This is a genomic window from Mesorhizobium sp. M0239, assembly GCF_040321815.1.
In the GTDB taxonomy this organism is placed as follows: Bacteria; Pseudomonadota; Alphaproteobacteria; order Rhizobiales; family Rhizobiaceae; genus Mesorhizobium.
The window spans coordinates 65029-77779 of the sequence record NZ_JAMYSG010000019.1 but is presented as its reverse complement, the minus strand read 5'-3'; the positions used below and the strand labels follow the sequence as shown (position 1 = coordinate 77779).

Here is a 12751-nt window from a genome sequence, read left to right as displayed (position 1 = left end):
GCATGATGCGGAAACACAAAAGTTTTTGAGAAAACGCCGCGGCTTTTGGGCCGCGGCGTTGAGAATGCAGGCACAAGCCAGCTTTTAGTTGCAGGCCGCGACGGTGCCGGCAGCGACGCCCGTGCAGACTTCTTCCTTCTTGATCCAGCCAGCGTCGATGACGAGGTTGAGATTGTCCTTGGTGATGGCAATCGGGGTCAGGAACAGCGACTTGACGGTGTTGCCGCCCGGCGTCGTGAAGTCCTTGGCGCCGGCAATGTCGCCGGTCTTCTTGCCGTCTGCGAGCTGCGAAGCGATCTCGGCGGCGGTCTTGCCGAGCTCACGCGCGTCCTTCCATACCGAAACGGTCTGCGTGCCGAGCGCGATACGGTTCAGCGCGGCGTGGTCGCCGTCCTGACCCGAGACCGGCACTGTGCCGGCAAGGCCTTGCGCCGTCAGCGCCGCGACGACGCCACCGGCGGTGCCGTCATTGGCCGCGACCACCGCGTCGACCTTGTTGTCGTTGGCGGTCAGGAACTGTTCCATGTTCTTCTGGGCGTTGGCGGGCAGCCAGCCATCCGTGTAGGCTTCGCCGACATTCTTGATCTTGCCGCTGTCGATGGCTTCCTTGAGCACTTCCATCGAGCCCGAGAACAGGAAGTCGGCATTGGGATCGGCACCGGAGCCCTTGATGAAGACGTAGTTGCCTTCCGGCTTGACCTTGAACACTTCGCGGGCCTGCATGCGGCCGACTTCCTTGTTGTCGAAGGTCAGATAGAAGACGTCCTTGTTTTCGATCAACCGGTCATAGCCGACGACCGGAATGCCTTCGTCCAGCGCCTTCTGCACCGCAGGGCCGATGGCCGAGGCGTCCTGCGCCAGGATGATCAGCGAATTGGCGCCCTGCGAAATCAGGCTTTCGACATCGGTGAGCTGCTTGCCGGGATTGGACTGCGCATCGGCGGAGATGTACTTGTCGCCGGCGGCCTCGATCGCCGTCTTCATGGCGGCCTCGTCGGTCTTCCAACGCTCTTCCTGGAAATTGGACCACGAAACGCCGACGACCTTGTCCTTCGCCTGCGCGACAGACGCGAGCGTCAGCGACATGGCGGCACCCGCCAGGATGGCGGCTGTGAATCTTTTCATATTATCCTCCCTGCGCCGCGTATGGCGCGACCAAACTGACCCGAGAGCCGGCACAGAAGCCCTATTTTTTCGAGCCTCGAAAAAACACTGGGCCAACGTCCGAACGCTGTCAACATCGATTCTGATGGATTTTGATGTCATTTCGAGTTTTTTTCGAGTCTCGGAATAAATAAATGACAGGGCGTGCAGCTTCTGCCAGTATTTACCTGCGTCACCGACAGCGTTCCAGGGCAGGAAGAACCGCGGCGACCGGGAGGACGTGAAAGAACATGTCGGTCGGAATCCGCCACGACGATCTGCGTCGCCGCAACCGGGCGATGGTAATTGCGGCCGTGCGCCAGGCCGGACAACCGTCCCGCACCGAAATCGCCGCGACCACAAGCCTCAGCCATTCGACCATCTCGGCGATTTCCTCCGACTTGATCGTCGAAGGCATCCTGACCGAAAGCAAGCCGAGCGAGGCCGGCTCGCTCAAACGCGGCCGGCCGCAGGTCGGCCTCAGCCTCAATCCGGAAGCGGCCGCGGTAATGACCGTGGTGCTGTCGCTGAACTTCCTCTCCGTCGCCGTCATCGACTATGCCGGCCAGGTAGTATCCGAGGAACAGCGCCGGCTGGACACGCTGACGATGTCGCGCGAGTCGCTGATCGGTGAATGCACGGCAATCGTGCGGCGCCGCCTGGCAGATCCCGACCTGGACGTGCGCAGCATCGCCCGCATCGCGCTGGCGATCCAGGGCATTACCGACACCCGTGCCCGCGCCATGCTGTGGTCGCCGATCACGCCGCACACCGATATCGCCTTCGCTGACATATTCGAAGACGCGTTCGGCATCCCCGCCATAATGGAGAACGACTGCAACATGATGGCGGTGGCGCTGCGGTGGCGCGACCCCGATCGTTACCGCGACGATTTCATCGCTATCCTTTTGTCGCACGGCATCGGCATGGGCCTGGTGCTGAAGGGCGAATTGTTCACCGGCACCCATTCCTCGGGCGGCGAATTCGGCCACATGATCCATCGGCCGAACGGCGCGCTCTGCCGCTGCGGACGGCGCGGCTGCGTCGAAGCCTATGCGGGCAATTACGCCATCTGGCGCAACGCCAGGCAGATGGGCGAGGATGCAGAACCCGTCGCCGATGTCAGCGACGCCGACATGCGCGCCCTGGCTGCCGCGGCCCGCGAAGGTGACGGACCCGAACGGGAAGCCTATCGCAAGGCTGGCGAAGCGCTCGGCTACGGCCTCGGCAGCCTGTTCGCGCTGATCGATCCGGCGCCCGTTGCCATGGTCGGCGTCAGCGCGGCCGCCTTCGACCTGATAGAGCCGGCACTGCGCGAGGCGATTGCCCAGACCGCCGGTGGCCAGCACTCAAAATCGATTTCCTTCGACACCGAGCCGAACGAACTGCCACTGATCCGCGAAGGCTGCGCCATGCGGGCACTGATCTTCGTCGATCAAGAGATTTTTGCGCCGGGCGTGCAGGCGAGAGGGAGCGCCGGAAAGAGCGTGGCGTGAGGACCAGGGTCAAAATTGCGCGGTCCGCAACATCTACCGCTCCTTGAAAGCGCGCGCGAAGGAATCGCGCATCGGCCGTACGAGATACTCGAAGAAAGTCCGTTCGCCGGTGCTGATGAACGCTTCTACCGGCATTCCAGGGTAAAGCTGCTCCGCTTTCACGCCGGGCGGCAAGTTGGCGGCAATCTTCAGCTTGGCGCGGAAATAGGGTTCATGCGTAGCCTGATCGATAAGCCGATCTGCGGAAACCTGTGTCACCATGGCTGAAATCTCAGGGGTGAGCCGCATGTTCAACGCTGATAGTCGCAGTCTTGCCGGCTGGCCGACACGAACCTGGTCAATGTCTTTCGGCGGCAGCCGTGCATCGACGATCAAGCCCGATGCCGTAGGCAGAATCTCCATGATCTTCTCGCCGGGGGCAATCACGCTGCCCTTGGAATTGTAGGTGGACGATACCACGATGCCCGCCGCCGGCGCCTTGATCGTCGTCCGCCGCAGCACTGCCTCGGATGCCCGCATCTGTTCGTCAATGTCAGCCAGCGAAGAACGTACCTCGTCGAGTTTCGTCAGGGCTTCCTCCACGCGTTGCGTGGTCAGGCGCTCTATCTGCTCCTGGGCTTCGACGATCTGGGTGTTGGCCGATGCAAGATTTGCCTCCAGCGCCCCTGCCTGCCCGACGAGATCGGCCTCGCTACGCAAAAGCTGTGAATATTCAGTGCGATTGGTGAGGCCCTTGTCCAAAAGGCTGGTCTTGATGCCGAGTTCTTTCTTCACGACTTCGGCCTGTTGCTCAATGGCCTGTTTCTGGGCCTGCAATCCGACAACAGACTGGCGATGCATGGCAACCCGTTGCCTGAGGATCGATTGTTCCGATCGAAATCGGGCGAGCCTGGCGTTGAATTCCTTCTGCTGTTCTTGAACCAGGACCTCGAAATTGTGTTGGAACGGTGCCGGCGCAGCCTCTGTGATTGGCGCAAGCCGATCCAACCCGTCGCGTTCCGCCTCCAGCCGCGAGGCGCTGGCCTTCAACGCGATCGACTGTCTCGTCAGCCGGTTGAGTTCGGCTTGCGCGGCTGTTCGATCCAGCAGGATCAGTTCCTGGGCCTGTTGCACCCGATCACCCTCATGGACGAGCAACTCTTGGATGATGCCGCCCTCGGGATGCTGGATGAGGATGTTCCCGCCTGTCGCCGAGATTGTGCCTTGCGTGATGACCGCGCCGGACAACGGTGCACTGACCGCCCAATAGCCAAAGCAACCCATCAATATCGCCATTGCCGCGTATCCGGCGAATGCCACCCGGCGAATGTCGGTGCGTGCTGTGCCTTCCCGGACGAGGCTCTGTGCTGTCATCTTCTACGATCCAAAGCGGACACTATGAGGGGTGCCGCGGTTCGTCGTTGCAAAAGACCCTGTCACCGCCATGCTGCGCTGTGGGGCAAGGCCGATGCCGGCGATTGGCTGCCGCATCACGTCGCCGCTTGGACCGAAGGCTTCGATCACTCCGCTGCGTAGAAGCATCACGCGGTCGCAGGCTGCGGCGACCGAAGGGCGGTGCGTTATCACGATTGTCGTAACGCCCGCCGCTTTCGCGGCGGCAAGCACTTCTTCGAGCGCGGCTTCGCCGCTGCCGTCGAGATGGGTACTGGGCTCATCCAGAACGAGAACATGCGGATTGCCGTAAAAAGCGCGCGCCAGCCCGATCCTTTGGCGTTCGCCGCCCGACAGTGTTCTGTCCGACGAACCTATTCTGGTCTGATAGCCGTCTCGCTGCTCCAGTATCAGCTCATGCGCCCGGGCATTCTTTGCTGCCTCGACGATAGAGGCGTCATTCGCATCGGGTTCAAAGCGGGCGACATTTTCCGCGATCGATCCGGGAAAGAGCTCCACCTCCTGAGCGAGATATCCGATATGCCGGCCAAGCTGCTTCTCGTCCCAGGTTCTGAGATCGGCGCCATCAATCCTGACGCAGCCGCTGGTTGCCTGAATCGCACCGACAAGTAATCTTGCCAGGGTGGACTTGCCGGCTCCGCTCGGACCTATTATCGCCACCGCTTCGCCTGCGCCGATGCGGAAGTTCAGTCTCTTGATGATGGGTTCGGTGCCGGGTGTGGCGTTCGGCGCGACAAAGATGAGGCCCTGCACGACAATTTCGCCGGACGGGTCCGGCAAGGTCAGTTTTTGCGCATGCGCCGGATGGGCGGAAAACGCCTTGTCCAAACGCTTCCACGATCGTCTGGCGTCGACGATCTGCCGCCATGACCCGATCAGTTGGTCGAGCGGCTGCAGCGCACGGGACGACACCAGGGAAGACGCGAAGATCATGCCGGCCGTCATCTTCCCTTGCAGCACGAGCCATGCTCCGACACCCAGTATTGCTAGCTGAAGCATCATGCGTACGGCTCGCGACGTTCCACTGAAAATCGCGTTGGCCATCGACGAACGGTCATGCAGGACTAGCGCCTCCGCCACGTGCCTTCCCCACACTCGCGCGGCGTTTTGGATCATGCCCATGGCGCGCAGCGTCTCTGCATTCCGGGCAAAGGCCTGCTCCGACAGGCTGGCAACAGCCGAGCGTTCCGCCGACAAGGCATCATTCTTGCCGATGGCAAACTGATTTGCCACGACCAGCGCAAGCAACAGACCAGATCCCGCCAGCGTAAGCCAGAACAGCAAAGGATGGATGAGGTACAGCAGGGCGAGGAAGAACGGAGCAAACGGCAGGTCGAACAAGACCGCCGCGCCACGTGACCTGATGAAGGCGCATACCGAGGCAAGGTCGCGCAGTGGAGGCAGGGCTGCTCCCCCGGCGTACTTAGCCTCCAGCGAGACGGCGAATGTCCTCGCGCCCAGTCTGTTGTCGACAATGGCTGCAACGCGCTGCGTGTAAACGGAGCGGACCGCATCGAGGAGACCGAGAAAGGCGAGTGCGAGAACCGCGATAGCAGAGAGGTAAAGAAGCGTCTCGACGCTGGAGGAAGGCAGGACGCGGTCATAGACCTGCAACAGATAAAGGGGGATCACCAATAGCAGGATGTTGATGAGGAACGAAAAAACACCGACATCGGCGATGGCGCGCCTCAAGACTGCCCGCAGATCAGACCGTGCAATCATTCCCGCGCTCCTAACGGCTCATGGCCCCAACATAAGGGCGTCGCTTAGACCGAATGGTCGCCGGCGATGTCCAAGGGGTGGTGCTGCAGGTCGTCCAGCGTATAGGCGCGGATGTAGTCGATCTTCATCTCCGCTGGCGTAGCCAGATGGTCAGGAGGCTGGCCGGCAATGCCGCCCACCGCGAGATTGGCCAGCATATACATGGGATCGTGCATGTCGGCCGGCGTCGCTGCTTGAGCGACCTTTACACCATCGTAGGTCCAGACAAGCTCATCCTTCGTCCAGAGCAGGCCATAGGTGTGGAAACCGTCGGTATCCGCAACGTTCACCGTTGACGAAACCTTCGTGTGCGCTCCCGTCTCATTGGAATGCGCCGTCATGTAGAGCGTGTTCGGGTCCTGGCCGCGCGTTTCGACAACGTCCAGCTCCGGCGGCCACGATCCGTCCTCCGGAAGCAGCCAGAACGCCGGCCAGGCTCCGGCTGTTTCAGGAAGATCCGCCCGCATTTCGAAATAGCCGTAGGTTTGCGAGAAGGTGTCGTGGGTCGTCAGGATCCCCGAGGTGTATTCGTAGTTGTTGATCAGAGGCTTGATGTCCTCCGGCGCCTGCGCGGCGGTGATGGTGAGGACGCCGTTCTCAACGCTGAACGGATGGACCGAACTCGTCGGGCCATAATTGGCGTCGATATACCACTGCAACTCACCATTGCTGCTCAACGTGCTGCCGTTCGGCGCTCCCCACCAGAAATTGGAATTCCAGGTGCCGTCCTGCCCGTCCCGAAGGCTCAGCGTGTTGAAATCGTCGGAGAAGGACAGCGTCATTGCGGACTTGTCTATCGGAAGTTCGAACTGGGTGGGCTGCAGCTTGTCGATGGTCGTATTCTTGAACACCAGGATTTCGTCGGATCCGAGGTTCAGCATCACGTTCGATTCCACTTGGACCATCTGTGAACGGACGGCATCGAACGAAGTGAAATCGTAGCCGTTAAGGCGGAGCGCATCGGTCGCACCGAAATCGAAGATAAGATCGCTTCCATTACCTTTGGAGATGGCGAAAGTATCGGCGCCATCGCCGCCGATCAGGACATCATTTCCCTTGCCGCCATCCAGCGTCTGGTGACCTGACCCGCCCTTGATGATGTTGTCCAACGCATTTCCGAACGCAAATCGGTTGGTGCCGGTAACGACGAGGTTCTCGAAATTGTCAGGGAGCTTGTAGCTCATCCATGTGTCGATCGTGTCGATCCCTGCCCCAGGATCCTCGACCACCTTGTTGTTGGTGGAATAGAGATGATAGTAGTCGTCGCCGGCGCCACCGTGGATCGTGACAGTGACGCCGGTGTCTCCCCAGAAGGAGTCGTTGCCGGAGGTGCCATGCAGTTCCGGTCCAGACCCGGTGGCCGAGAACCAATGAGTGGAAGCGCCGGTGTAGGCAAGAGGGATGCCTTTGGCGTTTAAGACCGTGCTCATCAGAAATCCTTCCTCATGGTGTCCGACCTGGTCAAAGGTCCGGCGACCGCTCCCAAAGCAACGCTGCAAGGAACGAGATCGTTCCACGGAATCGTCATTCGATCCGAGACCGCAATAATCGGAAGGCGGATAATGAATAAGGAGGTGATGGCTCAATGTAAATTGAAGCAATTTAGTAAAATCGTATATTTATGCAGAACACACGTCGTTTAACGAACGTATATCTAAGTTAACTCAAATTTATTCTTGCATGGCTTTCTGGTCGGAGTCTGCGGGCAAGATGGCGACGTACCGCCAAGAGCGGTCATCCTCATCAGGTTTCGAATGACCGCATTTGGGCCAAAGCGTCACGTGCTCGCTCCCCATCGATGAGACGAGTGCAACATTCCACTCTTCGCGGCTGTTGGCGACCACGTGCTAATCGAGTTTTCCCGGTCACGATCTATCGGGACGGAACAGCCACCTAGTCTTCCCTGATCGCGTAACCCGCCCCACGGATGGTGCGGATGACATCAGGCATGCGGCCGTTGTTGACCGCCTTGCGCAGCCGGCCGACGTGCACGTCGACAGTGCGTTCGTCGATGTAAATCGTCTCGCCCCAGACATTGTCGAGCAGCTGGCTGCGCGAGAACACGCGGCCGGGGTGGCGCATCATGAATTCGAGCAGGCGGAATTCGGTCGGCCCGAGCCGGATCTCGCTCTTCTTGCGATAGACCCGGTGCGACTCGCGATCGAGCACGATGTCGCCGACCTTTAGCACGCTGGACAGCACTTCCGGCTTGGCCCGGCGCAGCAGCGCCTTGACCCTGGCCATGAACTCCGGCGTCGAGAACGGCTTGACCAGATAGTCGTCGGCGCCGGTCGACAGGCCGCGCACGCGGTCGCTTTCCTCGCCTCGCGCGGTCAGCATGATGATCGGCAGCCGCTCGGTCTCTGGGCGCATTCGCAGGCGCCGGCAGAGTTCGATGCCGGAAACCGCCGGCACCATCCAGTCGAGCACGAGAAGGTCGGGAACGTTCTCCTGCAGCCGGATTTCGGCCTCGTCGCCGCGCGTCACCACCTCGACCTGGTAACCTTCGGATTCAAGATTGTAGCGGAGCAGCACGCCTAGCGGCTCCTCATCCTCCACCACCATGATGCGTGGTGCGATCATCGGCTGGTCACCCCTGTTATGCCGCTGGCGCGGACATTGCCGTCTCGTCCTGCTTCGGACGATTGGCTGGCAGCTGCGTGCCGGTCAAAACATAGTAGGCATTTTCGGCGATGTTGGTCACGTGGTCGCCGATCCGCTCGAGGTTCTTGGCGCAGAACAACAGGTGCGTGCACGCCGTGATGTTGCGGGGATCTTCCATCATGTAGGTCAGCAGCTCGCGGAACACCGAGGTGTATTTGACGTCGATGCGTTCGTCATTGTTTCTGAGCGTGGCAAGCGCTGCCGGGTCGGCGGCGGCGTACTCGTCGACGACCCCCTGCACCTGGATCAGCACCAGTTGCGCCATCGCGTCGATCGAATGCGAAAGGTCGTGCGGCGTGACACTCAGCCCGACAGTGCCGACGCGCTTGGCGATGTTCTTGGCAAGGTCGCCGATGCGCTCAAGGTCGCCGGCCATGCGGATCGAACCGACCACCGCACGCAGATCGTTGGCCATTGGCTGGCGCTTGGCGATCAGCGTGATGGCGCGATCGTCCAGCTCGCGCTGGCGTGCATCCATGATGGCATCATCGGAAACCACGCGCTGCGCCAGCGCATTGTCCGAATTGAGCAAAGCCCTGGTCGAGCCACTGACCATCGAGCGGGCGAGATCGCCCATGTCGCGGATCAGCTGGCTGATCTGCTCCAGATCCTCATCGAAAGATGCGACGGTATGTTCACCCATGATCTTCGTCCCTCGTATGCCTGAGCTCAGCCGAACCGGCCGGTGATGTAGTCCTGGGTGCGTTTGTCGTCGGGGGTGGTGAACATCTTGTCGGTGGCGCCCTCCTCGACCAGATAGCCTAGATGGAACATCGCGGTGCGCTGCGACACGCGCGCTGCCTGCTGCATCGAATGGGTGACGATGACGATGGTATAGTTCTGACGCAGTTCGTCGATCAGTTCCTCGACGCGAGCGGTGGCGATCGGGTCGAGCGCCGAACACGGTTCGTCCATCAGGATCACCTCGGGTGACACGGCGATGGCGCGTGCAATGCACAGACGCTGCTGCTGGCCACCGGAAAGACCCGTGCCAGGTTCTTGCAAACGGTCCTTGACCTCGTTCCAGATCGCCGCCTTCTTCAGGCTCGACTCTACGATCTGGTCCATGTCGGCCTTGCGCTTGGCCAATCCGTGGATGCGCGGACCATAGGCAACGTTCTCGTAGATCGATTTGGGGAACGGATTGGGTTTCTGGAACACCATGCCGACGCGCGCCCTGAGTTCGACGACATCGATGTTCTTGTCGTAGATGTCTTCTTCGTCGAGCGTTATCTTGCCGGTTACCCGTGCTGAATCGATGGTGTCGTTCATGCGGTTGAGGCAGCGCAGGAAGGTGGACTTGCCGCAGCCGGAGGGGCCGATCAGCGCCGTCACCTGGTTCAGGCGGACGTCGAGATCGACGTCGAACAGCGCCTGCTTCTCGCCATAGAACACGCCGACCTTGTCGCCGCGCATTTTGATTACTTCGTTCGACTTCATCTTGTCGCCCACTGCGTTTTCAAGGGACTGTTCGGTCATGATGTTCATACCAAGATGCCTTTTTTCTACCAGCGCCGCTCGAACCGACGCCGAAGCACGATCGCGGTGATGTTCATGGCCATGAGGAAGACGAGCAGGATGATGATGGCGCCGGACATACGCTCGACGAAGGCGCGTTCGGCCTCGTTCGCCCACATATAGATCTGCACCGGCAGCGCGGTGGCCGGATCGAAAGGCGTCGTCGGTGGATCGGCGACGAAGGCGACCATGCCGATCAGCAGCAGAGGCGCGGTTTCGCCGAGCGCACGCGCCAGACCGATGATGGTGCCGGTGAGGATGCCGGGCGCGGCAAGCGGCAGGATGTGCTGGAACACCATCTGCATCTTGGAGGCGCCAAGACCGAGAGCTGCCGAGCGGATCGACGGCGGCACCGCTGCAAGTGCGGCTCGCGTCGCGATGATGATCGTCGGCAGCGTCATCAGCGTCAGCACCAGGCCGCCGACGAAGGCGGCAGAGCGCGGCATGCCCAGGAAATTGATGAACACCGCGAGGCCGAGCAAGCCGAAGACGATTGACGGCACTGCGGCCAGATTGTTGATGTTGACCTCGATAAGGTCGGTAAAACGGTTCTTCTTGGCGAACTCCTCCAGATAGATGGAGGCGGCGACGCCGATCGGCAGCGCCAGGAGCAACACGATCACCATCATATAGAACGAGCCGATGATCGCCACGCCCATGCCCGAGGTTTCCGGGCGGCTGGAGGCGCCGTAGGTGAACAGGCCGCTGTTGAAGTGCTCGGCCATCGCGCCCTCGGCCTTGAGCTTGTTCATCCAGGTGATCTGCTGGTCCGAGACCTTGCGTCGCGCTTCCTCGACGCTGAGGTCGATCTGACCCTTGAAAGCCGAGTCGAGATTGGCGGCGGCGAGGATGTTGACGTCGCGCGTCGTGCCGATCACGGACGGATCGGCGGCAACGATGTCGCGCAACTGGACGCGGGCGCCTTCCGACAGGAAGCCCTTGAGCTGCTTGATCGCCGGCTTGTCGTCGGGATTGATGCCGAGCTTGGCCACCAGCGCGTTTTCGGCGAGCTTGGGATAATTCGCCTTGATCAGAACGCTCGGATCGGTTGCGCGTTTGCCGGAAGGATCGATCACCTTCTCGTCGAACGAGATCGGCAGTGATACCGTCGTCTGCCAGAAGGCGGTGTAGCCTTTCGAGACGATGGTGATCAGCATGATTGCCAGGAACGCCAGGCCTACGGAAATCGCCACGACGCCATAGATGCGGAATCGGCGCTCGGCAGCGTAACGGGCCTTCAGGCCGATGTCGCGGCGCGGATGGGCCGCCGCCCTGACCATCGTATCCATGGAAATGTCGGTCATTCGTACTGCTCCCGATATTTGCGCACGATGTAGAGCGCGACGATGTTCATCACCAACGTCAGCGCGAACAGCGTCAGGCCGAGCGCGAAGGCGACCAGCGTCTGCGGCGAATTGAACTCGAGGTCGCCGGTGAGCTGGTTGACGATCTTGACGGTGATGGTCGTCATCGCCTCGAACGGGTTGATGGTGAGGTTGGCGGCGACGCCCGCCGCCAGCACGACAATCATCGTTTCGCCGATAGCGCGCGAGGCAGTCAGCAGGACGGCGCCGACGATGCCGGGCAGTGCAGCCGGCAGGATCACCCGCTTGATCGTCTCGGAGCGGGTCGCGCCGAGGCCGAGCGACCCGTCGCGCATGGCACGCGGCACCGCGGTTATGATGTCGTCCGAAAGAGAGGACACGACCGGGATCAGCATGACGCCCATGACCAGGCCGGCGGTGAAGATGCTCTGGCCCTGGATGAAGGGCGAACCGCCGGTCAGTGCCGCGGACAGGTCGCGCAGGAATGGCCCAAGCGTGACGACGGCGAAGATGCCGTAGACGATGGTCGGTATGCCGGCCAGCAGTTCAAGCGCCGGCTTGACCACCGAGCGCACCCTGGGCGTTGCGTATTCGGCCATGTAGACAGCCGACATCAGCCCCACCGGCACCGCAACCAGCAGTGCGACGGCGGCGATGTAGAGCGTGCCCGCAAGAAGCGGGATCAGGCCGAACTGGCCCTGGCTGCCGCCCGAACCGGCAGCGGCAAAACGCGGATCCCAGACGGTGCCGAAGAAGAAACTCATCGGCGAGACGCTTTCGAAGAAGGTGATCGTCTGGAACAGCATCGAAAGCACGATGCCGATGGTGGTCAGGATGGCGATGGTGGAGGCGGCAAGCAGCCCCCACAGCATCAGCCTCTCGACATTGTTGCGTGCCCTGGCGCGCGGCTCGATCTGCCTGAGCGCATAGAAGGCGCCGGCGATCGAGGAAACGAGAATGACAATGGCGCCGAACAGGCCGAGCCGGTCCTGGACCTTGTTCGCCTCGACGGCGATCGGGATCATGTAATCCTGCGTGTCGCTCGCCAGTGCCACACCCTTGGCGGCGAGCAGCGGCTGCAACTCGGCAAAGCTGGCAGGCATTGCGGCCAGTGTGCCCGCATCGAGTTTGCGCAGGCCCCTGGCGAGGCTCTTTACCAGGCTGACGTCCAGTGCCTCACTGGCAACCTTGCTGTCGACGGTGCGCTCGGGCAAGGCAGCGTGAATGTGTCGGTCCAGATAGATGGAAGACCCGACGGTCCAGACGGCAAGCAGCAAAAGAGCAGGCAGAACGGCGAGCAGGAAGGCCCACCAGCCATGATAATGGGCGCGCGAATGCGGCTTGACCTTGCCATTGTCCTGGGCCGCGGCACGTTGCCGGCCGATGAAAAAGGCAACCATGCCGACGGCAACGACGATGGCCAGTACGAGCAAGGACGACATGGACCCACCC

At 61.3% G+C, this 12751-nt stretch carries 10 protein-coding genes; 1 reads left to right on the top strand and 9 read right to left on the bottom strand.

What is annotated here, in order from left to right; all coding sequences use genetic code 11:
- Window positions 1-84: 84 nt before the first annotated feature.
- Window positions 85-1125 (bottom strand): D-xylose ABC transporter substrate-binding protein, encoded by a 1041-nt coding sequence (xylF, locus tag NKI99_RS20635; RefSeq protein ID WP_023810990.1) that lies wholly within the window; start codon window positions 1123-1125, stop codon window positions 85-87.
- Between the two features lie 269 nt (window positions 1126-1394).
- Here xylF and NKI99_RS20630 point away from each other — a divergent pair, with 269 nt between their 5' ends.
- Window positions 1395-2639, top strand: coding sequence for an ROK family protein (locus NKI99_RS20630; RefSeq protein ID WP_128305026.1), 1245 nt, complete (start codon window positions 1395-1397; stop codon window positions 2637-2639).
- A gap of 33 nt (window positions 2640-2672) precedes the next feature.
- Here NKI99_RS20630 and NKI99_RS20625 read toward each other — a convergent pair whose 3' ends face one another.
- The 8 genes from NKI99_RS20625 to pstC all read right to left on the bottom strand — a co-directional run bounded on the left by NKI99_RS20625 (window position 2673) and on the right by pstC (window position 12741).
- Complete coding sequence (locus NKI99_RS20625) at window positions 2673-3992, bottom strand: HlyD family type I secretion periplasmic adaptor subunit (protein WP_128305025.1); 1320 nt, start codon at window positions 3990-3992, stop codon at window positions 2673-2675.
- Between the two features lie 3 nt (window positions 3993-3995).
- Window positions 3996-5723: a type I secretion system permease/ATPase gene (locus NKI99_RS20620; protein ID WP_352611790.1), complete on the bottom strand. Its 1728-nt coding sequence runs from the start codon at window positions 5721-5723 to the stop codon at window positions 3996-3998.
- Between the two features lie 74 nt (window positions 5724-5797).
- Window positions 5798-7222: an endo-1,3-1,4-beta-glycanase EglC gene (gene eglC, locus NKI99_RS20615; RefSeq protein ID WP_352442041.1), complete on the bottom strand. Its 1425-nt coding sequence runs from the start codon at window positions 7220-7222 to the stop codon at window positions 5798-5800.
- 463 nt (window positions 7223-7685) lie between these two features.
- A complete protein-coding gene (gene phoB, locus NKI99_RS20610) occupies window positions 7686-8375 on the bottom strand; it encodes a phosphate regulon transcriptional regulator PhoB (RefSeq protein WP_010911896.1) in 690 nt (229 codons plus the stop codon).
- A gap of 16 nt (window positions 8376-8391) precedes the next feature.
- Window positions 8392-9099: a phosphate signaling complex protein PhoU gene (phoU, locus tag NKI99_RS20605; RefSeq protein ID WP_127413489.1), complete on the bottom strand. Its 708-nt coding sequence runs from the start codon at window positions 9097-9099 to the stop codon at window positions 8392-8394.
- Window positions 9100-9125: 26 nt separating this feature from the next.
- On the bottom strand, window positions 9126-9944 hold the full coding sequence (gene pstB, locus NKI99_RS20600) for a phosphate ABC transporter ATP-binding protein PstB (protein WP_013529271.1): 819 nt from the start codon (window positions 9942-9944) through the stop codon (window positions 9126-9128).
- Between the two features lie 17 nt (window positions 9945-9961).
- Window positions 9962-11278 (bottom strand): phosphate ABC transporter permease PstA, encoded by a 1317-nt coding sequence (gene pstA, locus NKI99_RS20595; RefSeq protein ID WP_023810984.1) that lies wholly within the window; start codon window positions 11276-11278, stop codon window positions 9962-9964.
- Window positions 11275-12741 carry a phosphate ABC transporter permease subunit PstC gene (gene pstC / locus NKI99_RS20590; RefSeq protein ID WP_352611789.1) on the bottom strand — a complete coding sequence of 489 codons (1467 nt, stop codon included), beginning with the start codon at window positions 12739-12741 and terminating at the stop codon, window positions 11275-11277. Before pstC ends, pstA begins: the two co-directional genes overlap by 4 nt.
- Window positions 12742-12751 lie beyond the last annotated feature (10 nt).